This window comes from Streptomyces sp. NPDC038200 (assembly GCF_055600785.1).
This window is the reverse complement of the sequence record NZ_JBVJYH010000011.1, coordinates 105507-127737: the sequence shown is the minus strand read 5'-3', so window position 1 is coordinate 127737 and position 22231 is coordinate 105507. Positions and strand designations below refer to the sequence as shown.

Genomic DNA, 22231 nt, shown 5'->3' with positions numbered 1-22231 from the left:
GCTACTCGGTCACCGGACGCGCGGTGGGCGCGACAGCGGTGGCGGAAGACGGTCCGGCGGATTCGACGGCAACGGCGGGCCGGAAGGAGTCGAGCCGGGGCAGTTCCGGGACCAGGGCCGAGGTGTCGCGGCAGACGACCGCCGCGTCGGCGAGGGTGAGATGGGGCGAGCGGACGCGGGACCAGCCACCGGAGGAGTCGCCGACGACCGCGATACCAGGCCGTTCGGCAGGGATGGAAGTGGCGGCCAGCGCAGCCTCAGGCGAGATGTCGGCCAGCGCCATGTTCGCCGAGGCTTCGTCGTTGACGCGGTGGCAGACGCGGCCGGTCAGCTGAGCTCGCAGCATGGTCGCGCCCTTGCCGAGTTCGGCTCCGAAGCGCTGCCCACAGACTTCAAGGTAGATACCGGCCGCACGGCCGAGCTGGGCGAGGCGGATGAGCTTGGTGACCATGGCGTCCCGCCGCTTCTCGTCATCCTTGTTCGCGGCGAGGAAGAGTTCCGCCACCTCGTCGACGACGACCACGACCGGCACCGGCCGCACCGTTTCCGGCAGCCCCCACACGTCCGAGGTGAGGACGGTGTCCGGACCAGCCCCGCCACTGAGGCCGATGAGTCGGAACCGTGCCTCCATCTCTTCCACCAACACGTCCAGGAGTTCGTTCGCGCGGTCCGGGTCGTCGGCGAGCGCTGACAACCGGGGTGCAAATGGAGCCAGTTCAACGCCCCATTTGCAGTCGATGCCGACGAGCACGACCCGTTGCCGGGCCAGTCCGCACAGCAGGTTGCGCAGGTACACGGACTTGCCGGACTGTGTAGCGCCCAGGATCAGTTCGTGCGGCACGGCGCGGAAGTCGCGTACGTGCCAACGGCCGTCCTCTCGTAGGGCCAAGGGCAGACAGAGGGGGCCGGCCGACACCCGACGGCGGGCGGGGCGTACCTCGGCGAGCACGTCCCAGCCGACCAGCCGCACTTCGAGCCATCCCGGTTTCGTGGGGCGCACGTACACGGCATGGGCTCCCCAGGCGTGCCGCAGCCGATCGGCCGAGGCAGTGAAGTCCTCGGGTGCCTGTCCTGTCGCCATACGCAGCCGCATCACGAGGCCGGACCCGGTCGGCAGTGGGAACGTCCGCCGGGGCGGTACGGGCGCCGCCTGCCGTCCCATCATCCGGGCAGTGGCCCGGCGGACGGCCGAGGCCGGGACCGTCAGGCCACACGCGTCCATCGTCGCCCGGTACGAGATGAGCAAGCGCAGCGCGACGATCGGATATCCGACCAGCCACCAGAACACCACCGGCATGCGGCGACGCACCACCAGGAGCACGACCAGGACCAGCAGGACCGGTAACAGCACTCGCACTGTGTCGGCCATAGCGATCAACCCTGCGCCCCGACCGGCGCGTTGACCATGACGGCGTCGGCCCGATAGGCGATGCCGTGACGGGTCCGCCCACCGAACTCGCTCTCCCAGGGCCGGGCCACCAGTCCCGACAGGATGACCGGCGCTCCCATGACCAGACCGTCCCCGATGCCCTGCTCCGGGACGGTGACCTTGATCATGTCCGAACCGCCGGCCGCGATGAACACCAGCTCCAGCGTCATGAGCCGCTGATTGGTCACCGGGTCCACGGCGACCTCGCCCGTCTGCCGGTCCCTGACCTTCACCTCGGGCAGCTTGGTGACGAGCAGCGTGGCGGCCGAGGTGTCTACGGGAATGACTCGCATCAGTACCTCACTGAGTTGTCTGGCGCCCTCGACATCGACGCCGAACGGACTGAATACCCCCCTAGACAACCCAGGGGGCGACCGCCCAACTGTCTAGGGGGGTCGACAGCAAAGGTAGTGGACGACCCATCAACTGTCTAGGGGGGTATACGGGGTGGCTGCTGCTCGTGCTAACGCGCTACAGCAAGGCCCAGTGAAGGACGGTCGCGTCGTCGTGTGCCTTCCCACGCGGCCAGCGACGACCGTGCAGGTCACCGTCCTCGGCCTCGCGAACACGGCGAATCAATTCATCCGGCCCGCAGGTACTCAGGACAGCCAACGTCTCTTCCCAGTCTGCGAGTTCGAAGCGGTCGACAAGTCGCGTTGCCCCATCGCTCAGCAGCGTCACCGACGCCAGCGAATCGAGGGGCACCGTCCCTGTCAGGGCATGCTCGGCAGCCTGCGGGTCGGGGCCGGCGATCCAGAAGCCGTCCGGCCGGTTACGGAGCCCCGTCAAGGCGTCCCGATACTCGGCGAGTGCGGCGGAGTGCTCGGGTGTGCCGGTCGGCAGTGCGTCAACCGGTCCGCGTAGCCGCTTGCCGACCTCGTCCAGGCGCCGGTCGGTGATGATAGTCGCGCCGTCGCCCTTGTCCGCCAGGAGCAGGGAGGAGTCACCGAGGACGAGGTATTCCAGTTCCCCGAGGCCGACCCGCGTGGCGACGACGGTACTGGTCGGACTGGCTCGATAAGCCAGGTCGCAGCTGTCCTCGTGCAGGGATCGGACGAGGCGAATCGAGTCGGCGAGGCACTCGGCGAGGGACCGGGCGGGGTGCGCGGTGATGCTGCGCAACAGCAGGCCGCCCAACGTCCCGGAGAACCAGGCGACCCCGTGTGTGCACCCGGTCTCGGCCCCGGCGACGCCGGCACCGTCGAGCAGTACGGCCGCGCCAGGAGCGGCGGCGGCGAAGTCCTCGTTTTCGCGACCGGGGTCGGCCGACAGCGTGGCGAGGTCGATTCTCACGCCGCCGCTTCCTCATCGTGCCGGTACAGGGGGCAGAGCAGTTCTACGGACTGCGGTTCGCTGGTCTCCGGGTCGTACTCGACACCCACCAGCGTGGAGAACTGGTGATCGCCGACCTGCCCCCACAGAGTGTTCAGGTCGTTAGCGAGCATCTGCACGACACCGAGGGAACCCTGGGTGTGGATACCGGCAATGGCGAGCAGCGAGCCGTTTCCATCCGGGCGCGAGAGGCGGCCGAGGTATCCGACGTCGTACGGCCGGGCCGGATCGCTGTCCTGACCGGAGCGGTGCACGGTACCGGTCTGCCGGTCCACCACCGTCCAAGGCCCGTCTTCCGCACGCTGCCACTGCAACACGGGGTCCTGGGCATACGTGTCCCACATCGCCTGGGACATGCGCGGACCGCAGACGACGATCAGACCGTCGCGGTTGAGGTCGATCTCACCACTCACCGGCACGTGCTCCGAGGTGACGTCGAGCCCGTACGTCCGCGCCAGCTCCTCCAGCCGCTTGCCGGAACTGACGTCATCCACGGCGACGACCGTGCGACCGCGCTCGTCGTCGCGCCGCAGCGGTGTGGCAACAGTGACGGCACCCCGACCGAGGAAGGCCCCTTCCGGCGCAGGGCCGGTGTGCCGGATCTGGTGGATCCGGCCGCGGCTCAGGCCCGCCTTTGCGGCGATCTGTGCGTACGACAGCCCTTGCGCATGCAGGTCTTGCACCACCCGCCGGCGAAGGCGGGCCAACTCGGTCACCTCCTGCTGTGCGTCCGCCAACCGGGTCGTGACCTCGCGCAGGAGCAGATACGGATCGTCAATCGCCATGATCCGTTGCAGTTCGTCCGACATGACCTCACCTCCCAGCAGCAGTACCCAGGAGTCTAGGGCCCTAGACGGTATGGGCGGCAGGCGCCGCCCGGAACGCACTCCGATCACATAAAAACGGGACCTCCGCCGAGGCACACCCCGCGGACTCACTCGTCACCACCAGCGAAGGGGCCCACCGAACTCATGAGAGCTGACGCGTTCACGCACTCGCTCGCGCCAGCTCGGCCCACACGGAACGCCCGTCGGGCCGGACCGTGTAACCCCAGTTCTTGGAGAAGGCCGCGATGAGTCGCAGCCCGCGGCCCCCCTCTTCACGGCTGGTGGCGTGGCACAGATGAGGCACGAGTTCGCCGCCTTGGTCGACCACTTCGATCCGCACGAGATCGTCACTGAGCCCGACGACTACGAAGAAGGAGCCACCGGCGGAGCCGCTTCGCGTGTGCCGCAGGGCGTTGGTCGCCAGCTCACTCACGACAAGCACGGCGTCTTCCACCGGCCCACGATCGGTCAGCAGGGAGGCGACGAAGTGTCGGGCGTGAGGCACCTCTTCCGGCAGGCCAGGGAAGGCACGGCACCACTTGATGAGCATGGGACTCCTCCGTTCGTCTAGGGGACTAGACAGCGCAACGGCAGAGTATTCCCATCACATGACATCAGCTAGGCATCTTGAGGAATTATTCCTCTAAGGGGTGAGGGTGTCTCCCAAGTCGCGGAACTCCTTCATCAAGCGCAACAGCAGCTCCCGCACCTCATCGCCGAAGACCGCAGCACGCTCGAAGCGAGCGAAGGTCTCCTGGTAGGCGGCCAGTTCTGCGGCATCGTTGGACACGCGTTCGCTGTCGAACGTCTCGACTACGACCGCCCCCTGGTCACACAGGGTGAAGCCATGGCGCGGCAAAACCGGCACAGGGCGGCGCCAGGGGATGACCCCGAGCCGTACCGTGCTCAGACTCTCGACGGCTAGGAGCCGGTCCAACTGAGCGAGCATCAGTGCCGGGGTGCCCGGCCAGGTCCGCAACACGGCCTCCGTGAGCACGAACACCGATTCACGCCCCGGCTCGTACAACACGCTCTGCCGGTCCACGCGGGCGGCGACAGCCCGACCAATAGCCTCGGGCGTCGACCGGGGTGCACTCTCGAAGACGTGCCGGGCGTACTCCGCGCTCTGCAACATGGCCGGCAGGACGACGCACTGGAAGGAGCGCACCAGCCGCGCGGACCGGACCGCTTCATCAACCGTCGCACCGGCCCCCGTTGAGTCATCCGCGGTCGAACCAGAGTCGGTGGCTGCCATTACGGCGGCCAGGAGGTCACGTAGCTCGCGACTGGTCGACTCGTCCAAGCCGAGAGCCCGGGACAGCCTGTCGAGCACGTCCAGGCTGGGAACCATACGACCGGTCTCGACCTTGGACACGGTCGGCTGCCCCACACCGGCACGCTGCGCCAGCACAGCACCGGTCACACCTGCCTTCGCACGAAGCACACGAAGACGCGCTCCCAGCGACTTCATCAGCTCCCGCCGCTCACTCCCCATGCCCAGGGTTCTACACCACTAGTCGACAGGCGCCGGTACTGCCAGCCACAACGATCAGCAACCCGAGCATGATTCAAACTTTCTCTACTGGTTCAAGGCGGCTCGCTCCGCTCCCCGCGCGCGGCCCGGCCCCCGGCCGCGCCTGCGCTCCTGTCTCCGCCCCGCTCCAGCCCGGCCGGCGCCCGTGCCGCGCCCACCACAGTCATCACCTGGACGCATTGATCTTTAAATCATTGCCCTCATCAGAGCGCGCACCACGAGGTGATCATCTTCCGAGTTTCTCCACTGCACAACCTCCATATACCGACGCCCTCCCAGTGCGAATGGGCTTTCGCCAATTGCGGAGGCATTGAATTCTTGCACGGGACCCGCAAGGGCGGCATTAGTCACCACAAGCATGGAGGTCACATCGCCTGATATCAAGGATAGTTCCTTTTGCTGCCGCTGGAGATCCTTTACACTGAACAGACCGCTCGAATAATACTTAACCTGGATCGCAACGAACGACTCCGGCCGGGATCGATGCGCAACACGAAAACTGTAACCTCGGTCAGGCATAAGATCCGCAGATGTGATATTGAATCCGGCGGTGCGAATTAGCTCAATTACTGCTTGCTCAAGCCGCAACCCTTGCGCTGCAGGAGTGGACGCCACAGCCAAAGCTTCTATGAGATTTTTGGCCGCAGAAACGAACGCAAGCGCGCCTTCTCGCGTTAGATCTGACTCCCCTGTATGTGCGGTGAGATTTCTAATTTGATTCAACTCTTTGGCGGATCGCGCCATTTCTTGAGAGATGAGCCCTTGGTTCGCCAACTCCCCGATCACGTGCATCGCCGTGGTCCGGCGATGCTGCAATGAATCGTTCGGGTACATTCTTCGCAGCGCCTTTTCAACCTCAACCCAGGTGCTGACGACAGCATGGGCGGCATTCGATTCCGCCAATCGCCCCAAATGCTGAAACAGTTCGTCGGTTTCCGACTGAGCGCTTACCATTTCCACGTTTTGCACCGAGTCCTCGCTAACGGCGACATGCAGGAAGTCTCGGGCGTAGGTAAGTAGACGATCCGGCTTCAGCATGTATAGCCGGACGCCAGCCTCTCGGAGCAGCTCTTCGGCGAGTTCGTTACGAGGCCCCAAAGGGATCCGGTTTCGAGTGCGCCACCAGTCTTCCTTTGTATCGCCGGTCACCAAAAGAACATCTTTGGCTCTCTGTTTTGCCTCACGTATCAGTTGAAGCCATACAAGATAGTCACCCACCTCCGTATCATCGCCTCGCGATTGTTTCTTTTTGTCCTTATAACCGGGTGGCACCTCTTTCTCAATGCGTCGCTTTCCTTCGATTATCGCAGCCTCGTGATCCTCCATGTCGAGAGGTTCGCCGACTTTTCCTTGCAGCAGGGCGGTAAGATTTGCTACTACTGCATCTTTTGACGTATCAGCCTCCATCTCAGTTCCGCTACTGTCAACCACGGCCTCCATGCTGCCGATTACATCTTCGAGCGCGTTCGTCAGTTTCGATTCAAGCTCGATTGCGCTTGGCCGATCCAAGGAGACTCGGTTTACCCAGTGACGCAAATCAGAAATGGGCTTCTCTAGGCCGGACCTGAGAGCAGAGATGGACTGCTGAAGCTGCCTTTCTGGATCCTCAAGGGCACTCTCGCGATTGCGCCAAAACTCGTCCATTACCTGATGCGGCACCCAAAGGCGCGTATTAAATGCCTGCAGTGTAGCTAGAAGAGAGCTCCGTGCATCCTGGTTGTACCGATAGAGGTTCAGCAGGACATTAGTGTCTACAACTATCAGCCCATCACTCAGAACACGCTTCCAGTCATCTTCAGTTGGGGTCGTGTAGCCTGAGAACCCATCGAATATTCCGCGCTCGCCCGAGTCTTCGAAGCTTCGGACTTCACTCGTCTCTTCGTCTGCCACGGCGGCATCCTAGCGCCGCAGTGACCGACAAGGCAGGGGATTGCAGACTCTCGCAGCAGGTGACTACGGCTGACTGAGGTCGGTGAGCCCAGCCTCCGTCATAGAAGTTCGAATGAAGGAGTCGGGGTTAGCGCTACCCGCGCTAGATGCAGCGAGTACTCACGGGTAAACGCCGACGCGCAACAGGTCCACCCCAGCGCTCTACAAGGAAACGACCCCGCACTATCCGTACGGGTCTGCCGGCGTTAGGTGCTCTGGTCGACGACAGACCCGACAGCGTGGCTGATGCCGCCCGTGGTACCGCGAGACACACCCGCCCGTGGTCGGCGCACTCTCCGTCGTGGCTGGCTGTCGTCGGCTGAGGTTCGAGCGGGCATGTCGGAGGCACCCATCGGCAGCCGAGTGCAGGCCGCACCACTGGACGCCTCCGAGCCGTACGCGTCAACGGCAGTGCTGACGGCAACGACGGCGGACGGCGGTGGCCACCGGCAGTCGGTCACGGCCACGATGCCGACCATGCGGAAGGTCCAAGGTTTTGCCCGCATCTTCTAAGCGCCTGGCGCCCAGGGCTGCCTGCCCCAACCAAGTAGTCGTGCCACACGCGTGCCAGATCGTGCGGGGAACCATGGGGAACACCGGGGAAGCAGCGGATGTGTCACAGTCGGGCGACGTCCTGCCGACGCAGGTCAGCTCCGCGGCAAGCTCTAGATCGCCTCGGCTTCCCAAGCTGAGGGCTCAGGCACCGTGCTTGAGCCGTTAGTCTCTCTGCGTGGATCCGATCGCCAACACTGAGACCCGGCGCCAAGCTGCTCTCGGCGAACTAGACCCGAGTACGCAAGCGGTGCTAGGGCAGTTCTTCACTCCCGTGGAAGCGGCCACGCTGATGGCTTCAATGCTTCGAGTCGACGACCTCAGTGGCACGGTCCGAGTACTCGATCCAGGAGCTGGTACGGGGTCTCTGAGCGCCGCCATCGTCGATCGACTGCATACCGAGCGCCCCGACGTTGCGGTGCACGTCGTGGCCGTGGAAACCGACCCTTTCCTCACGCCTTACCTGCGCGCCACTCTCGAGGAGTGCCAGGCCGCCTACGGTATCTCCTACGACCTGGTCCAGGGTGACTACCTGCTTGGCGAAGGTGCCAAATTGGACGGTCCGTTCGACCTCGTGATCGCCAATCCGCCATACGGAAAGCTCGCCTCAGATTCGCCCACAAGGCTTGCAACGGCAGCGCGCGCCGTCGACACTCCAAACGTCTACGTTGCCTTCTGGGCGCGGGCAGTCGCTTCACTTAAGAAGGACGGGCAGGGAGTTTTTATCGTTCCCCGCTCATGGGCAAGCGGGCCCTATTATCGTCTATTCCGCCGTTGGCTATTGTCGACCGCCAGTCTTGACGTGCTCCACGAATTCGAAAGCCGCACCAAGGTATTCGCGGATACGAAAGTAAAGCAGGAAAACGTCATTGTTGCCTTTACTTTGAGGCCTCAAGTTTCCAATGTGATCCTCTCGAAATCGATTGCGCACGGGGAAGAGCCTATCAAGCGCTCCGTGCCATTCTCCACGATCGTCCAAGCTGAAGACGATGAAAAAATCGTACACTTCGCCGACGGTGTATCGGTCCCCTCGGCAGCGAGATTCACTCTGGCCGACCTCGGCATCGGCGTCAGTACGGGAAAGGTAGTCGATTTTCGAAACCGCCAATACCTGACCGATAATCTTAGTATCCCCGGCGTCACTCCAATGATTTACCAGTCGAACGTTCGTTCCGGTGGGGTCGAATGGCCGCAAGCGAACGCGAGGAAACCCCAGGGATTCATCGCCGTCGACGACGCTGCAATCCGCCAACTCCTCCCTCAAGGTCCGTATGTTGTCGTGAAGCGTCAAACTGCGAAGGAGGACCGCCGACGCGTCATTGCTGCTCTTTGGGATGGGCCCAGTAAGGTCGCATTCGATAACAAGACGAACTATCTACATGAATCAAATAAACCGCTTGAGAGGAACCTCGCCCGCGGTCTCATGCTTTGGCTAAACTCGACTGTATTGGATCATTACTTCCGAGCATTCTCGGGCCACACTCAGGTCAACGCGGGCGACCTACGCCGACTCCCGTTCCCCTCCCGCGAGGACCTAATTCTTCTCGCCAAGACTGCGCCCGACGGCCTGCCCGACCAGGAGGCGTTGGATGCCGTGGTAGCCAAACTCTTCTCGGAGATGCCAGACTCCACCGCGTGACCACCAGCAACGACATCGACGACACGATAGCGGCCATCGACACCGCACGGGCGCTGCTGAAAAACTTCGGGTTCGACGCACAGCGACACAACGTCCGTAGCGCCGTGACGCTGCTCGCTCTTGCCGGCCTGAAGCCTGGAGACCACTGGGCCGACTCGACCACCCCGCGTCTTGGCGTGCAGAAGATAATGGACTGGTCTGGCGCGCATTGGGCCAAGCCTTACGCCACCGGTAGCCGGGAAGATTTCCGTAAGAAGACCCTACGCCAGTGGGTCGATAACGGATTCGCGATCCTCAACCCAGATAACTTGAATATCGCCACAAACTCGCAGCTGAACGAGTATTGCCTGTCCGATGAGGCAGTTCAAGCAGTCCGGTCGTATGGCACGGACGCTTTCGAGAACACTCTTATGAACTTTCTTGATAAAGCATCGGAGGCAGTTAGAGCGCGAGCGGAAGCCCTCCACGCCGCGATGATCTCTGTTGATCTTCCTGACGGGGGTGAGTTCCTACTCTCTCCCGCTGGGCAAAATCCGTTGCTGAAAAAAATGGTCGAGGAGTTTGTGCCGCGTTTTGCGCCCGGCGCGAAAGTGCTCTACCTCGGGGACACCCGAGGGAAGCACACCCTCTTCGAGAAAAGGATCTTCGAGCAGACGCTTGGGCTAACTTTCGATCCCCATGGGCGAATGCCAGATCTCGTCCTTCACGACGAAGCACGTAAGTGGCTCTTCCTTATGGAAGCTGTAAAAAGCAAGGGTCCGTTCGATGACGAGCGCCACCGTACCCTACGAGAACTTTTTGCGACCCCTGTAGCGGGGCTTGTTTTTGTAAATTGCTTCGAAAACCGTGAGGCGATGCGCCAGTGGCTCCCCGAGCTCGCTTGGGAGACTGAGGCATGGGTATCGGACAATCCTGGTCATCTGATTCACCTAAACGGCTCGCGCTTCCTAGGCCCTTACGAAGGGTGACCTAAAGCAGTGGTCGGGCTTCCGTAGACTACCTGTGGACGACTCCTAGAAAACTGAGCATCCGCGAGGCCCGACCAGCGGCATTGCATCAGACTCAAGGGCCCTCCGGTGCCGTGGACGCTGCAGCAAAAGCAGAGCACCAGCTCGCTGGGGGTGACGCCAGTCGGTGCGGCGGTGCCCCGGGCACGGCAACCACTGACGGCGACGTCGATGTCAGCGGATTCGCACCGACTGTGGCAGTGCACCCGCCGTATTCGGGTTGATTGGCCCGTGGCACCACGCTTGGCCGGGCGTGACCGAAAGGCTGTGCACGCTGGCGGCATTCCTCGCTCTGCGCTCATTCACGTCCGCCGAACTGTCTGCAACGCCTTGCCGTACAAGCCCTGCCGCACTAGCGGCAGGGCACCCTTCACTCTGCGGAGGGGTTATGGCGGCCCTGGCCTCGCCAGGTGGTGTGCCAGTCCCACATCCAGCGCTTGAGCTGCAACTCCCGCAAACTGCGCGCGCCTGCATCGCTGGCCAGTAGTTGCAGCAGAAGTTCCGATTTCTCCGGCCCAGGTTCGCCGGCTTCCGAGTCCGATACCTCCGCCCAGAGAGAGGGAAGGCGGGCAACGTCGTCAGGGCGCAGAAGCCTCGGCCCTGTATGACGAAGGAACGTGAGCTTAGGCTCAGCATCCGTGGGAGAGAGGAGCACTCGCGTTTCCCACGCTACGCCGATTACGGCGTAGTCCGGTGAGCGGTAGAGCGCCCCGAAGCCGTGGAGCAACCATCGAACCGTAGCCGTGCACCACACGTGGCTGCCGATGCGGTGGGCGCTGACGTCCCGCACGGAGTCGAGTGCGACTGACGGAGGGCCAAGCCACTGGTCCGCGATGGAGTCGGATCCTATGCCGGCACTACGGTGAGGAGCCGTGTTGCACATGAACGGGTGCGTGAACGCCGTCGTAGACGCCGCGTACTCCGTAACTGCCGCCAAGCTGCTGGGTGTACGAAGGACATCCTCCACCTGTTCGGCATCGGCCTCGGCTGGCTTCGTGAACCTTGAGATCACCTCGTCCAAAGACGTCAGGACCTCGAACCGGTCCGCGAAGTTGACGATGTCGCCGAACATCGCGTCCGGCAAATACGTTCCATCTCCGAAGTCGGTCGTATTCCCGCTAACGAAGTAAACCAACTCGTCGTCGTGGTTCTCGGCGTAGTCGATGGCGGTCAGCCAGATTGCTGCGTCGCGTGCGCCGATCTTGTAGTTCTTGCCGTTGCTGCGGACAGTTCTGCAGGGGGCGATCTGGTTAGCCTCGCGGTAGGCGCCCTCGCGGTAGGCGCCCTCCTTCATCGGGAGGATGTCCACGAGGTGTCCATACTCTTGCCGCCAGTGCGCGCGCACTCGCTCAAGGTCATGTTTTCCGGGTCCTTGCACGCCACCCCATGGCGTGGCCCGCTTAAGGTCTCGCAGAGCTTTATCTGCCGCTTCGTACTTCTCCTGGTAAGCCAGCGCCTGCTTCGCTGCCAGCTCCTCCATCACGAGCCCCGGTACGGCCACACGCTCCACGTTGGACGCACTGATCGCACGCAGCAGCTCAGCGCTGCTATCTCGCAGCGACATGCCCCAAAGGATGTTGGTATCCAAGATAATCACGCGGCTTCCCCTCCCCGGTGCTGGTTCCGATCAAGGGTCCCAGAGAGGCGAGTGCGGCGTGCAGGAGTTTTCTCCCCCGCAGCCCTCGTCTCGGCAGCCCTTGCTCGATGACACCGCGGGTCTAGAAAACGGCGCCGGCATCGTGGCTGAGGCCGACGGGGAGCAGCGAGGCACACGCGCGCGTAGTCCGTCGGCGCGCCCCTGTCGTAGCTGCCTGTCGTCGGCTGTGGTTCGTGCCACAACCGTGCCAGATGCAGGGGTCAGCCACGGTCAGCACCGGTGACCCGCGGTCGCGTACCCGCCTGCGGCCTTGGCCAGAGAAGTCGCAGTTCAGGCGCAAGATCACCCAGCCTCTCTCCTAAAGCGGTGGTCAGTAGCAGACCTGTGAGGTTCGACGTGCTGACCGGCGTGCGCCCAGGTCGCCTGATGTCATCGGCCATGCGCCCTGCCCTGCCTAGGAAAAGTGCTCCAGGCTGGATGCCCGAACTCAAGACGGACCAGCGGGAGGGGGAAGGACCGTGGGTGAGTGGAAGCAGGGCAAGTGTGGTTGGCCGACGGATCGAGGCAGCTGCCGCAACAGGACGATGAAGGGCACGTCGCGTTGCTACCTCCACCAAGGTGACTGGACGAAGCGTGGCCAAGCCGAGCTAAAGAAGAGGGCGAGCAAGCACCGCAAGAAGTGAGTCGGAGTCGCGGGGTGAGTGTCTAACTGCGTGACAACGCCGGCGAACTTTGGCGGACGAGCGCGAACGTCTGCGGACCATCAGCGCAGGTGTGGGGCACATCAGCCCAAGGCAGCCTCCCCACCCAAGTTGCTTCGGGACGAAGAGGTCGTGGGTCCAAATCCCGCCACCCCGACGCCGTAGTACCAGTCAGGGGCCTGATCCGCTTGGCGGGTCGGGCCCCTGAGTGGTTTCGGGGTCAATCTAGGAGCCATTGGGGAGCCGACTTCAAAATCCAGCTCCCGGGCGGCTCCCATTCCTCTGCCCCGGAGGCGGCGCCGGGCGCATCACGGGAAGCGTCTGGCACACGCGCGAGTGAAGCGCGCCGTAGCGCGAGGTGGCTCCTGAGGCGGGCGGCCATTTCCTACGCCTCTCCCGAGAGGCCACCATCCCCGTGTCCGGGCTTCAAGTGGTCCCGCAGCCGGCAAGGAGCGCTGGCCCCTTGCCGGCTCACCGTGCGAGCAGACCTCGCGTCGGCGGGTCGTATCAGCAGACGCACGACGCCTGGGCGAAGCCGACGGATCGAAGGTGAACTCGATCTCTTCGATGTCGAAGAAGCAGCAGGTAAACCGCACACCGTCGATATCCATGACCAGGCTCGCCGGTTCCTCCGGACGACGGCTGGGTAGATCGTCGTGCCCTGATCCGGGACGTGCCCGACCGAGTCGGCTGTGCCGAGGTCAGGTCCCGGAGACGGCCATGTCACCCAGATCGGACCCGTCGGCGTCACCCTGGCCGGACCGTACGGTGAATCGCACAGTGATCACGGGATCTACCTCTTCACCTATCGGAAGGAAAGCGGTGATCCGGTTTCGGTCCCCGAGCCGACACACCGTCGGCCTCCTCAGCCGCAGGGAGCGATGATCTCCCAGTCCTTTACGGGGTCCCCGGTCAGCAGGTACTCGCTCAAATACATGTCCGTGTCCTCGTGGAGGTCGTCCTCCAGTTCCCAGACGGACTCGCACTCCGGGCAGAGGAAGAACCTCTGCCCCGTGTCCTTTCGCTCGTAACAGCGCGGCCAGTCCTGGCCGCAGTGCGCGCAGGCGACCCGGTCCATCAGTTCCAGCTCCTCGGGAAGGCCGTGATCACTTCGTTGCCGTGTTCGACGGTGATCGAAACTTATTCCTCTCCCGGGTTGTAACCCACCTGTCGGCCCATCGGCACGATGTAGGTGGTACGAGCGCCCTGCTGGTTGACCGACACCGCCATGGCGCGCCGGTTCCATGCCTCGTCGACCGTTTCCGGCACGCCCTGGTTACCCGTGTCGAAAACTCCGTGAGCGGGCTTCGCGGGGTTCTCCCTGGTGTGCTGCATGACGTGAGTGATGCGGTGCCCCTCGGCCGAACCCGGACCGTAGTCCAAACCTTCGGGCGAGCGGTACCAGCCGCCCCCGAGGTCCTCCAGCTCACAGCCGTACAGAGCCAGGGGGTCCGACCAGGTGCCGGGATGGCGGACGTATGCCGAGGGGCTGGGGGCCGGCTTCAGGCCCAGGGGATCCTGGCTGAGGTAGCAAGCTGTCTCGGGGTCGTAGTAGCGGAAGTAGGTGTAGTGCAGGCCGGTTTCGGCGTCGGCGTACTGGCCCGGGAACCGCAGTGGGCAAACGGCGGAAGAAGACTCGACCGGGCCGGCGAGGGAGGTGCCCCACAGAGTGGTCCGGCTCTGCCATGTCATCTCGCCCTCGGCGGTGACCAGTTCGGTGGGCATGCCGACGGGATCCGTCACGACCGCCTGGAACACGGCCACATGGCCGGGTGCCGACTCCTCGACCAGCCGGGCGAGGAATGAGGCATCGCGTCCGACAGTTGATCGCCGGTGATCAGTCTGGGCGATCGGCCGGTGGGTGCCGGGCTCGTAGTCCCAGGTGGTCACCTTGCCGTCCGGGCCGGTCTGCTCCGCCAGCCTGGTGTCATCCCAGAAGAATTCGGTGCGTTCGGCCTGCGTTCCGTCTTTCGCTCGGCCTCCTTGCAGCATGGGGCGTCCGGCTGTGTCAGGGACGGGCCGACGGTGATCCTGACGGGCGCCCTCCGGCATGTACTGCCGGAGCTCCCGTGGCGTTCACCCGGGTGTCAGGCCGGCCTGCGCGCAATGGCTTGAAGGTCGCGCCGGACGTCGGCCGTCCGCGCGCCGGACGCAGGGACGTCCCCCATCCCGGACAGGCATCCCAGGTTTCCCTGTTTCCGCAGGTGGCCGGGGTGGGATCGTTCCACCGTTGCAGGTTGGGCGGCAGCCGTTGTCCCCGGCCCACGAGGCACCCGATGCTACGGATGTCGCACCGGCTGAAGCGGCCGACCGCCCGGCAGCCCCACGACACCCCACCCACCAGCACCCGCCCCTGGGACACCCCATTCTTTGGCCCGGTCCGGGGAGGGGCGGGTGGTGTGTGGCTGCGGCGGCCCGGCACGCACCTTGGTCCGCGGTGCCGGACCGCGGACCCGTGCGACCTCATACCGATCAGAGAAGGAACACGCATATGAACGTGAAGTCCTCCCTTACGGGCCGCCGTGTGGCCGTGGCCGCGGGTCTCGTCCTGGCGCTCGGGTGTGGTCTGTCGGCACAGGCCTCCGCCACCGGGCCGCTGACGGTCGGCGGGAAGGCCGAGGGTGCGGTGACGCACCGCTCGGGCGGCAGTGGCGACAAGGGCACCGTCGCCCCCTGCTCCCAGGAGGTCCTCGGGGTCTCCGCCGCGAAGGAGCCCGCGGACAGCGAGGACGCCAGGCACCTCCTCCTCACCGTCCAGAACACCGGCGACAAGAAGTGCGACCTCTACCGCTACCCCCTCGTGCGGCTCGGTGCCGGCAAGAGCACGGCCCGCGTGATCGAGGAGAGCGACCCGAACCCGGGGGTCCCCGTCACCCTCGCTCCGGGTGCGGAGGCGTATGCCGGTCTGCTCGTCAACGGCCCCATGGACGAGTACGAGGCGAAGAGCATCACCCTCAGCCTCCAGGGGCGCAAGCCCGGCAGCAGCGCGGGCAAGCCGATCGATGTCCCCATGCCCGTCGAGACGTTGTACGCCAACGACTTTCAGCGGGTCACCTACTGGACGACTTCTCCCGGCTTCGCCCTGGATTTCATCATGTCGAAGTGACGCACTTCCTTCGGGACCGCTTCCTCGGCCGAGATCCGGGCCGATCCCGGATTCGCCTGGAGCGTGGGGAGTTCGCGGCGGCCGCACGTGTGCGCCCCGGCCATGCTCCTGCCTGGCCTGGCCCTCACCGCTCGTCGACAGAATCGAAAAATCCACAGAATTCTCGGAGGTCTGATGAAGTCCGTCATCCGGAGGCTCGCAAGCTTCGCGGGGGTGAGCGTGGCCGTCGTAACCATGTCCATGACTGGCGCATCCGCAGCCCACGCGGAGTCCCCCACCCAGGGCTGCCCGTACCCCTACGTCTGCTTCTACGTGGACGCCGATGCCCTGCTCGCAGGCAGGCCGATCTCGAAGTACAAGGACGTCACCAGTGGCTATCAGGCGGTCACCCCCCGGCCGCACTACGGAGTCCTGAACACCCGGAACGACGACGTGGTGTACCTGCGGCTCCAGAGCGGGGGCTCGATATGCCTTGAGCCGAACACCCAAACCGTGTTCGGCAACGCCTACAGCGTCAACGGAATAAGGATCTCCAGCAGCTCCACGTGCTGAATCCGCCGGATCGTGCGTGCGGGGAACAGCCCCGGCCCGGTTCGGTCCGGATCCCGCCGACGGCGGGACCAGGGGCGGCGGGGGCCCCGCCGCCCCCGGTCCCGCTGTCGGACGGGCTGTGCGGCCTGTTGCTTCGTCAGTCGCCGGTCTCGGTCTCGTCGACGGAGGTGGGCATGGGGACCCAGCCGGAGGGATTGCGGTACCAGTAGTGCGGTAGCCCCTCGATGGTGGTGGTGCGGAACGGGCGGCCGTGGTCGTCAATGCGCACCGTGCCGGTCCGGCCCTGTGAGGACCAGTCGAGGTCGACGTACCAGTCGCAGGTGCAGGAGCCGGTGCGCGCGGAGAGCAGCAGGACCTCCGGCTCCCGCAGGGACACCTGGTAGGGGAAGTCGACCGCGGGGTCCGGTCTGTCCGGGTCGTTGCCAGGGATCGCACGGGCCAGGGGTCGGTGCGCGTCGAGGTTCACGGAGAAGTGGCGGGGGATGAGGATGGCGCCGCAGCCTTCGTACATGGAGTAGGCGATGCCTCGGCGGGGGGCGGGGGTGGTGCGGTTGACCACGCGCACATGCAGCGCCTCCAGGATGACGGCGGCGGAGCCGCGTCCCTGCACCGTGATCCGCAGATGGGTGGTGCGCCCGTGCACCGCCCCCAGGGACGCGGCCCACGCCGCGGCGTCCTGCGGGGCCGGCGGCGGTGGGACCTGCTGCGGTGGCTTGGCGATGACGTAGTCGTGGTCGCATTCGGGTCGCCAGAGGTGGGAGTTGGCCGTCCAGGTGAGCGGGGCCGGGGGCGGGACCGGGTCGGCGCTCGCCCGGTTCTCCTGCGGGCTGCCGCTGTGCGTGGCCGGCGCCGAGAGTTCCGGTGTGGTGCGGGCGGAGGCCGACGGTTCACCGCCGGGGGAGGTGGGTCCGGCAGCGGATGAGGCGAGGCCGGCCAGCGCGACGGCGAGCGTGGCCGCCAGTGCCGTCGATCGCACGGGCCGCCGTCGGGGGCGCCCGGCGTGGGGCCGCCGGGCGGTCGGCGAGATCGGCTTCGCGTGCGGATCGGTCGGTGGGGTCGGCTCTGGGCGCGGGTCGGCCGGCGAGATCGGCCCCGGGCACGGGTCGGTCGGCGGGGTCGGCTCGGGTGCCTCGTCTGCTGGGTTGCTGTGGCTCGCGGATGCGGCCGATGCCGCGGCGCTCGTGGTGTCGCGGGGCGCCGGTGCCCGTCGGGCAGCGGAACGGCGTGGTCGTTGCCGTGCCGCGACGGCCAGGATCCAGCGGCGGTGCAACTCCACGCGCTCCTCGGCGGAGGCTCCGCAGAGTGCGGCGAACCGCTCGATCCCGGTGAAGTCCAAGGGGACCGCGTCTCCGGCGCAGTAGCGGTGCAGCGTGGAGGCATTCATGTCCAGACGGCGGGCCAGCGCCGCGTAACTGCGGTCCGTGCGTTCCTTCATACGTGTCAGCAGTAACGCGAACTCCGCCACGTCATCGTGGATTGCATCCATGTGGTCCGTACTCGCATCCATCCGTCGACCTGTGCGGTCATGGGCCGATCCGGGACGACATCCCAGGCACTCCCCCGTACCTGCACGTCAATACGGCTGGGGCGGTTCCGGCGTTGCGTCATCCCTCTCCCCGAAACCACCCCTCACTCGCAGGCCCGTTCACGTGAGCGTGAATGGGCCTCCGATGCATGTGAGCGGCCTGGCTCGGTCAAGGCGGCCAGATGGGCCACGTACCCGTCCTCAGTGCTCACGGCCGTGCTTGTGGAGTGCCGCACCCGCCCGGAAGCGGATGCGCCCGCAGCGGTCGCGCTCTTCCTCGGACGCGTCCGGAGGACAGCAGCAATGGCGGGACAGCCACCGAAGGTCGTCAGGATCGAGCCAGAGGGACACCCGCCCCTTCTCCAGTTCGTTCTGCGGGTCGGTCGGTTCGACGGCGGTCACACGGGGAGCGTAGCCGGGCCTGGCCTCAGCTCGCGTCTCCCCACACGGCCCGCAGATCCTCGCACCGGACGGTGATCGACGCGTCGGTGAGCGCGATCTCGTGCTCGCAACCGCCGTCCTCGCCGGGGAGGATCTCGTCGAGGAGCACGGTGTCGACGCTCATCCAGTCGATGGAGTGTTCGTAGTCGATGGAGAAGTGCGTCACGCCCGAGTAGCTGATGCGCAGGCCGGCGTCGTGCTTGAACTTGTTCGGCGCGAAGTCCAGGACCAGCCCGCCGCTCTTGTCGGTCGCGAGGTGGACCCCGGCCAGTTCCAGGTCCTTCACACAGCGGGTGGCGCCCGCGATGTCGTAGTGACCGGGGTCGGTGGCGAAGAACAGGGCGCCCGGGGGCAGGCCGGCACCCAGACTCGGCAGCTCCGCCAGATAGGCGGTCGGGTCCACGAAGAACCCGCCATCGTCCCAAACCGCCGTGACGTACTTCATCGGCGACCTCCCTCAGCGAGAGACGGTCGCCTCCACGTGCCTCCGTTGATGTCCTCGGTCCCCCTGGGCTCGATGCGGCCGGCTTCCTCGGTTCGTCGACGAACTCGATCTCCTCGGCTTCGACCCCGGTCCCCCTTATGGGCCAATTCGTGCATCGCACGGGCAGTCACCGAGACCCTTCACCGCAGCCATCGATGCGGCATCGCCCATGCGTCATCGTCCGATCTGGCCAGGCGTGCGCCGCGGAAGAGCGCGCTCGGCCCCACGGCGAAGGAGACATGCGGTCTATTTTTGTCGCGTCGGAGACCGAAGTCCCAGGTCAGTGGCGTGGCGCTGTTGCTTCCTTAAGGATCTGTGCCGACGGCCACAGCAAGTGGGGGGCGCGTAGGCTCATACTGAGTCATGACAAAGCCCGCTGCGCCGAAGCGTCACTTGCCCACCAGCCCCTTCAAGGCCCCGGTCGCACCGCCCCCCAAGCACTTCGCCGTCGGCGATCAGGTCACCCATGACGTGTACGGCCTCGGCCGGGTCATCGGCATCGAGGACGGGATCGCGGCCCTCGTGGATTTCGGCTCGGCGCAGATGCGGATCTTGAGCCCGTACGCCAAGATGACCAAGCTGTAGAACCGCTGTGCCCGGTCACGGCACACCAGGCCCCTTCAGGGGCCTGTCACTAAGGAGAGACCTCCCATCGACCTGACGCCACTGTTCTCCGCCCCGGACGGGCAACCCCGCTGCTCCACCGCAGCGTCACCGCCTCCGGCGACGAACCCCTTCCAGGCTCCTGACTTCGGGCAGGACGAGACCTTGCTGTTCGAGGACGTACAGGAGTCCGCCCCGGGCATGCGTGCGGCGCGGGCCAGGGCCGCCTAGCTCCACGGACGACGGTGGCTGCGACGACAGTGCGCTCTCCGGCCGCACCGGCCGGGAGGCGGACTTGTCGGGTGATCACGTTCCGGGAGACACTTCTACAACCCTGTAGATTCTCGCGCGGAGGGCAGACCTGATGTTCGGCTTGAGTGAGCTGGGCGTGATCCTCGTAGTCGTCGCCGTGGTCCTCGGGATCAAGAAGCTGCCCGAGCTGACGCGGTCGGCGGGCAAGGCGGCCCGGATATTCAAGAGCGAGTCCAAGGCTCTCAAGGAGCAGGACTCGGCCCAGGCCGCGACCGGTACGAGCGGCCGAGTGGTTTCCGGCACGGTCGTCGAGCGGGAGGGATCCTCGCCGCGGCCCTGACGGTCCGGCGGTGGGGGCAGCGCTCGACGGCGGCCTGCCCTGGGCGCGGCTCAGGCAGGTTCGGGTTGCGGTTGCAGTTGCGGCGTCGCGGCGGTCACCGGATCCCACAGCCTGGCCGCCCGCAGGTAGCCGTAGATCACCGAGGCCATCAGCAGAATGAGGAGTGGGCCGAACACCCAGGGGTGTGCGGCCATCTGCGACGGCAGATAGCGGTACGAGACCAGGAGCGCGGCGAAGACCGTCGTGCCGTATCCGATCAGCTGGATCCCCTGCCGGTCCCGGCCGCGGTCGAGCATGCGCAGTGCCGTCTCGACGGTGAGCGCGAACACCACGCCGGCGACGAGATCCGTGCCGTAGTGGTAACCGAAGCCCAGCGTCGCGGTGAGCGTGGCGATCAGCCAGAACGTACCCGCGTGGCGCAGAGCCCGCGGACCTCTGCGGGTGTGGATGAAGATCGCGGTGGCCCACGCCGTGTGCAGGCTGGGCATGCAGTTCCGGGGGGTGATCCCGTCGTACGGCATGGGGTGCGGGGTGGTGATCGGTGGGGGCGTGTGCGGCCAGAGGTTGGCCGCCGCCCACTCCACGCCGCCGGTGCCGGAGGCACCCGGGCCGTAGGCGAAGACCGGTCCGACCACCGGGAAGATCATGTAGATGGCCGGTCCGAGGAGGCCGATCGCCAGGAACGTGCGGACCAGATGGTGGCGCGGGAAGCGGCGTTCGACCGCCACGTCGCGCAGTTGGTACAGCGCGACGACGATCGCGGCCACCGCGAGCTGCCCGTAGACCAGGTGGAGGAGTCGGGGGCCGAACGGGCTGGTGGCCTCGACCAGCCGGCCCACCAGCCACGAGGGGTTGCCCAGTGCCTGGTCGGCGGTCGCCACGTACTGGTCGAGCACCGTCGGGCGGGACTTCGACGTGATGAGCAGCCAGGTGTCGCCGATCTTGCGGCCGGCCACCAGCAGCAGGCCCAGTCCGACGCCCTTGAGCAGCAGGACGCGTTCCTCGCCGGTGCGGCGTCGGACGGCGATGAACGCGCAGCCCAGCATCACCCACAACGCGCCGCTGCCGAAGAACCGGCCTTCGTCCATCCTGATGTCGAAGGTCCATCGCACCAGTAGGAAGAGGGCGTCGATCCCGAGCGCGGCGCCGACCGCGACGAACCGCTGCCGCCAGGTGAGCACCACCATGGTCAGCGCCATGCCGCCGTACAGCGGGCCCGATTTCGAGGGGAAGACCAGGGACTCCACCTGGTCGGTGATCGGCCCCGGTTGGCCGTAGTGGCGTGCGGCGATCTCCAGCGCGACGAGGAACGCGAGCGTCACCGCACCAGCCGCGGTCCACAGCATCGCGCGCTGTCGACGCCACGCGGCGGACGCCTCCCTGCCGTTTATTCGCGAAATCACCGTGATGCCCTGAATATCAATCGTTTGGCCGATTTACTCGAATGGGTCGGACAGCTGCATGGCGACGAGCGTATCCAGGACGCGTGCGAACGTGGTGTCGGGGGTGCGAAGTGGCGGCTCCGACCGGATGCCGGTCCTGCGCCGCTTCCCCGTCTACGGCTTGCGGCCATGCCTGGGAGCCGCCATCAGCACCACCTCGGCGGCATGTTCGCGCTAAGCGGCAGGGGCCGGGGGTGAGGGAGGACGCGGCACGCCACCCGAGGCGCCCGCCGATCCGTACACGCGGCGAGGACCTTCGCCCGGGCCTGTGCGATACCCGATTCCGTGGGCGGGACGGTCCTTCGTTCCGCGGAAGGCTGTCAGGTCGCCGCTCCCGTCACGATGCCCAGCAGGGTGAGCGTGGTGAAAGCCGCGGTCCAGGTCAGTGCGTGGCGTATGCAGCGGTACTTGGTCCAGGTGATCTGAGACAGGGTCGCCAGCTGGGCGAGGTCACGGGACACCGGGTCGGTACGGCGGACCGCGACCTCCAGGTGCGCGACCGACATCGCCAGCCTCGCGTCGCCGAAGTAGTGCGTGCGGGAGTGGTGGGGGTTGCCGAGCCGCGGTGTCACGGCCAGGCCCAGCAGCACGAGTGCCGGTACACAGGCTGCGCAGCCCGCCCAGAGGAGGATCTGCGGAACGACCGGATAGTGTCGCGGGGCGATGATGCCGCTGCCCATCGCGCCGAGCAGAGCAGTCAGCGCGGCCCCCAGGGACGCCAGTACGAGCCCGGCCTTGCTGTCGGCTTTGGCGACTTCCTCACGGGCCTCGGCCAGCAGGACTCTGGCGAGTTGTGCGCCGCGGTCGGTTGCCCTGCCGGTGTCCGGGGCCGTGCCGGCTTCGCCTCCGGGTGTCGTCATGCTTCCGCCTCCGATCCGTCAGTGCCTGGCGGCCGCCCCGGGGTGTGGGGCGGCCGTGGTGCTGTGTTCCTGGCGCGGT

Annotated in this window: 21 protein-coding genes; 6 read left to right on the top strand and 15 right to left on the bottom strand. The window is 65.8% G+C overall.

The window, feature by feature from the left end:
* Position 1 precedes the first annotated feature (1 nt).
* The 7 genes from ACZ7KF_RS23130 to ACZ7KF_RS23100 all read right to left on the bottom strand — a co-directional run bounded on the left by ACZ7KF_RS23130 (position 2) and on the right by ACZ7KF_RS23100 (position 7012).
* Positions 2–1369 (bottom strand): FtsK/SpoIIIE domain-containing protein, encoded by a 1368-nt coding sequence (locus ACZ7KF_RS23130; RefSeq protein ID WP_471078097.1) that lies wholly within the window; start codon positions 1367–1369, stop codon positions 2–4.
* Positions 1370–1374: 5 nt separating this feature from the next.
* On the bottom strand, positions 1375–1722 hold the full coding sequence (locus ACZ7KF_RS23125) for an SCO3933 family regulatory protein (protein WP_471078094.1): 348 nt from the start codon (positions 1720–1722) through the stop codon (positions 1375–1377).
* 178 nt (positions 1723–1900) lie between these two features.
* On the bottom strand, positions 1901–2722 hold the full coding sequence (locus tag ACZ7KF_RS23120) for an integrase (protein WP_471078090.1): 822 nt from the start codon (positions 2720–2722) through the stop codon (positions 1901–1903).
* Positions 2719–3570, bottom strand: coding sequence for a sigma factor-like helix-turn-helix DNA-binding protein (locus ACZ7KF_RS23115; RefSeq protein ID WP_471078088.1), 852 nt, complete (start codon positions 3568–3570; stop codon positions 2719–2721). The genes ACZ7KF_RS23120 and ACZ7KF_RS23115 overlap by 4 nt, the downstream gene beginning before the upstream one ends.
* Before the next feature lie 178 nt (positions 3571–3748).
* Positions 3749–4138 carry an ATP-binding protein gene (locus tag ACZ7KF_RS23110; protein ID WP_471078085.1) on the bottom strand — a complete coding sequence of 130 codons (390 nt, stop codon included), beginning with the start codon at positions 4136–4138 and terminating at the stop codon, positions 3749–3751.
* Between the two features lie 93 nt (positions 4139–4231).
* On the bottom strand, positions 4232–5083 hold the full coding sequence (locus tag ACZ7KF_RS23105) for a helix-turn-helix domain-containing protein (RefSeq protein WP_471078082.1): 852 nt from the start codon (positions 5081–5083) through the stop codon (positions 4232–4234).
* 225 nt (positions 5084–5308) lie between these two features.
* A complete protein-coding gene (locus ACZ7KF_RS23100) occupies positions 5309–7012 on the bottom strand; it encodes a PIN-like domain-containing protein (RefSeq protein ID WP_471078079.1) in 1704 nt (567 codons plus the stop codon).
* Between the two features lie 769 nt (positions 7013–7781).
* Here ACZ7KF_RS23100 and ACZ7KF_RS23095 point away from each other — a divergent pair.
* A complete protein-coding gene (locus ACZ7KF_RS23095) occupies positions 7782–9242 on the top strand; it encodes an HsdM family class I SAM-dependent methyltransferase (RefSeq protein ID WP_471078077.1) in 1461 nt (486 codons plus the stop codon).
* Positions 9239–10210 carry a BsuBI/PstI family type II restriction endonuclease gene (locus ACZ7KF_RS23090; protein WP_471078074.1) on the top strand — a complete coding sequence of 324 codons (972 nt, stop codon included), beginning with the start codon at positions 9239–9241 and terminating at the stop codon, positions 10208–10210. The genes ACZ7KF_RS23095 and ACZ7KF_RS23090 overlap by 4 nt, the downstream gene beginning before the upstream one ends.
* 409 nt (positions 10211–10619) lie before the next feature.
* Here the strand turns inward: ACZ7KF_RS23090 and ACZ7KF_RS23085 are convergent, their stop codons facing one another.
* The 3 genes from ACZ7KF_RS23085 to ACZ7KF_RS23075 all read right to left on the bottom strand — a co-directional run bounded on the left by ACZ7KF_RS23085 (position 10620) and on the right by ACZ7KF_RS23075 (position 14599).
* Entirely contained in the window at positions 10620–11846 is a 1227-nt protein-coding gene (locus ACZ7KF_RS23085) for a PIN domain-containing protein (RefSeq protein ID WP_471078071.1), read from the bottom strand.
* Positions 11847–13412: 1566 nt separating this feature from the next.
* A complete protein-coding gene (locus ACZ7KF_RS23080; protein WP_471078068.1) occupies positions 13413–13625 on the bottom strand; it encodes a hypothetical protein in 213 nt (70 codons plus the stop codon).
* Between the two features lie 62 nt (positions 13626–13687).
* On the bottom strand, positions 13688–14599 hold the full coding sequence (locus ACZ7KF_RS23075; RefSeq protein ID WP_471078065.1) for an RHS repeat-associated core domain-containing protein: 912 nt from the start codon (positions 14597–14599) through the stop codon (positions 13688–13690).
* A gap of 439 nt (positions 14600–15038) precedes the next feature.
* Here ACZ7KF_RS23075 and ACZ7KF_RS23070 point away from each other — a divergent pair, with 439 nt between their 5' ends.
* A complete protein-coding gene (locus ACZ7KF_RS23070) occupies positions 15039–15653 on the top strand; it encodes a DUF4232 domain-containing protein (protein ID WP_471078062.1) in 615 nt (204 codons plus the stop codon).
* A 240-nt stretch (positions 15654–15893) separates the two neighbouring features.
* The gene (locus ACZ7KF_RS23065) at positions 15894–16205 is read left to right on the top strand and encodes a hypothetical protein (RefSeq protein WP_471078059.1); all 312 of its coding nucleotides are present in this window, start codon (positions 15894–15896) and stop codon (positions 16203–16205) included.
* A 136-nt stretch (positions 16206–16341) separates the two neighbouring features.
* Here the strand turns inward: ACZ7KF_RS23065 and ACZ7KF_RS23060 are convergent, their stop codons facing one another.
* The 3 genes from ACZ7KF_RS23060 to ACZ7KF_RS23050 all read right to left on the bottom strand — a co-directional run bounded on the left by ACZ7KF_RS23060 (position 16342) and on the right by ACZ7KF_RS23050 (position 18616).
* Positions 16342–17640, bottom strand: coding sequence for a helix-turn-helix domain-containing protein (locus ACZ7KF_RS23060; protein ID WP_471078057.1), 1299 nt, complete (start codon positions 17638–17640; stop codon positions 16342–16344).
* 291 nt (positions 17641–17931) lie between these two features.
* Positions 17932–18132, bottom strand: a complete 201-nt coding sequence (locus ACZ7KF_RS23055) for a hypothetical protein (RefSeq protein WP_471078054.1) — start codon at positions 18130–18132, stop codon at positions 17932–17934.
* Positions 18133–18157: 25 nt separating this feature from the next.
* Entirely contained in the window at positions 18158–18616 is a 459-nt protein-coding gene (locus ACZ7KF_RS23050; RefSeq protein WP_471078051.1) for a hypothetical protein, read from the bottom strand.
* Positions 18617–19018: 402 nt separating this feature from the next.
* Here ACZ7KF_RS23050 and ACZ7KF_RS23045 point away from each other — a divergent pair, with 402 nt between their 5' ends.
* Together ACZ7KF_RS23045 and ACZ7KF_RS23040 are read left to right on the top strand one after the other, a co-directional pair.
* The gene (locus ACZ7KF_RS23045; RefSeq protein WP_100570769.1) at positions 19019–19240 is read left to right on the top strand and encodes a hypothetical protein; all 222 of its coding nucleotides are present in this window, start codon (positions 19019–19021) and stop codon (positions 19238–19240) included.
* A gap of 382 nt (positions 19241–19622) precedes the next feature.
* Positions 19623–19850, top strand: coding sequence for a twin-arginine translocase TatA/TatE family subunit (locus ACZ7KF_RS23040; RefSeq protein ID WP_471078048.1), 228 nt, complete (start codon positions 19623–19625; stop codon positions 19848–19850).
* A gap of 50 nt (positions 19851–19900) precedes the next feature.
* Here the strand turns inward: ACZ7KF_RS23040 and ACZ7KF_RS23035 are convergent, their stop codons facing one another.
* Both ACZ7KF_RS23035 and ACZ7KF_RS23030 read right to left on the bottom strand, forming a co-directional pair.
* Entirely contained in the window at positions 19901–21196 is a 1296-nt protein-coding gene (locus ACZ7KF_RS23035; RefSeq protein ID WP_471078461.1) for a phosphatase PAP2 family protein, read from the bottom strand.
* A 416-nt stretch (positions 21197–21612) separates the two neighbouring features.
* Positions 21613–22152 (bottom strand): Pycsar system effector family protein, encoded by a 540-nt coding sequence (locus ACZ7KF_RS23030; protein ID WP_471078045.1) that lies wholly within the window; start codon positions 22150–22152, stop codon positions 21613–21615.
* Positions 22153–22231: the final 79 nt, after the last annotated feature.

Excerpts from the sequence above, each read along its gene's own strand:
- ACZ7KF_RS23110 (WP_471078085.1), bottom strand. The coding sequence starts at position 4,138 with ATGCTCATCAAGTGGTGCCGTGCCTTCCCTGGCCTGCCGGAAGAGGTG.
- ACZ7KF_RS23065 (WP_471078059.1), top strand. The coding sequence starts at position 15,894 with ATGACTGGCGCATCCGCAGCCCACGCGGAGTCCCCCACCCAGGGCTGC.
- ACZ7KF_RS23060 (WP_471078057.1), bottom strand. The coding sequence starts at position 17,640 with ATGAAGGAACGCACGGACCGCAGTTACGCGGCGCTGGCCCGCCGTCTG.
- ACZ7KF_RS23115 (WP_471078088.1), bottom strand. The coding sequence starts at position 3,570 with ATGTCGGACGAACTGCAACGGATCATGGCGATTGACGATCCGTATCTG.
- ACZ7KF_RS23070 (WP_471078062.1), top strand. The coding sequence starts at position 15,039 with ATGAACGTGAAGTCCTCCCTTACGGGCCGCCGTGTGGCCGTGGCCGCG.
- ACZ7KF_RS23075 (WP_471078065.1), bottom strand. The coding sequence starts at position 14,599 with ATGCCGGAGGGCGCCCGTCAGGATCACCGTCGGCCCGTCCCTGACACA.
- ACZ7KF_RS23050 (WP_471078051.1), bottom strand. The coding sequence starts at position 18,616 with ATGAAGTACGTCACGGCGGTTTGGGACGATGGCGGGTTCTTCGTGGAC.
- ACZ7KF_RS23080 (WP_471078068.1), bottom strand. The coding sequence starts at position 13,625 with ATGGACCGGGTCGCCTGCGCGCACTGCGGCCAGGACTGGCCGCGCTGT.
- ACZ7KF_RS23045 (WP_100570769.1), top strand. The coding sequence starts at position 19,019 with ATGACAAAGCCCGCTGCGCCGAAGCGTCACTTGCCCACCAGCCCCTTC.
- ACZ7KF_RS23130 (WP_471078097.1), bottom strand. The coding sequence starts at position 1,369 with ATGGCCGACACAGTGCGAGTGCTGTTACCGGTCCTGCTGGTCCTGGTC.
- ACZ7KF_RS23125 (WP_471078094.1), bottom strand. The coding sequence starts at position 1,722 with ATGCGAGTCATTCCCGTAGACACCTCGGCCGCCACGCTGCTCGTCACC.
- ACZ7KF_RS23040 (WP_471078048.1), top strand. The coding sequence starts at position 19,623 with ATGTTCGGCTTGAGTGAGCTGGGCGTGATCCTCGTAGTCGTCGCCGTG.
- ACZ7KF_RS23035 (WP_471078461.1), bottom strand. The coding sequence starts at position 21,196 with ATGCTGTGGACCGCGGCTGGTGCGGTGACGCTCGCGTTCCTCGTCGCG.
- ACZ7KF_RS23105 (WP_471078082.1), bottom strand. The coding sequence starts at position 5,083 with ATGGGGAGTGAGCGGCGGGAGCTGATGAAGTCGCTGGGAGCGCGTCTT.
- ACZ7KF_RS23030 (WP_471078045.1), bottom strand. The coding sequence starts at position 22,152 with ATGACGACACCCGGAGGCGAAGCCGGCACGGCCCCGGACACCGGCAGG.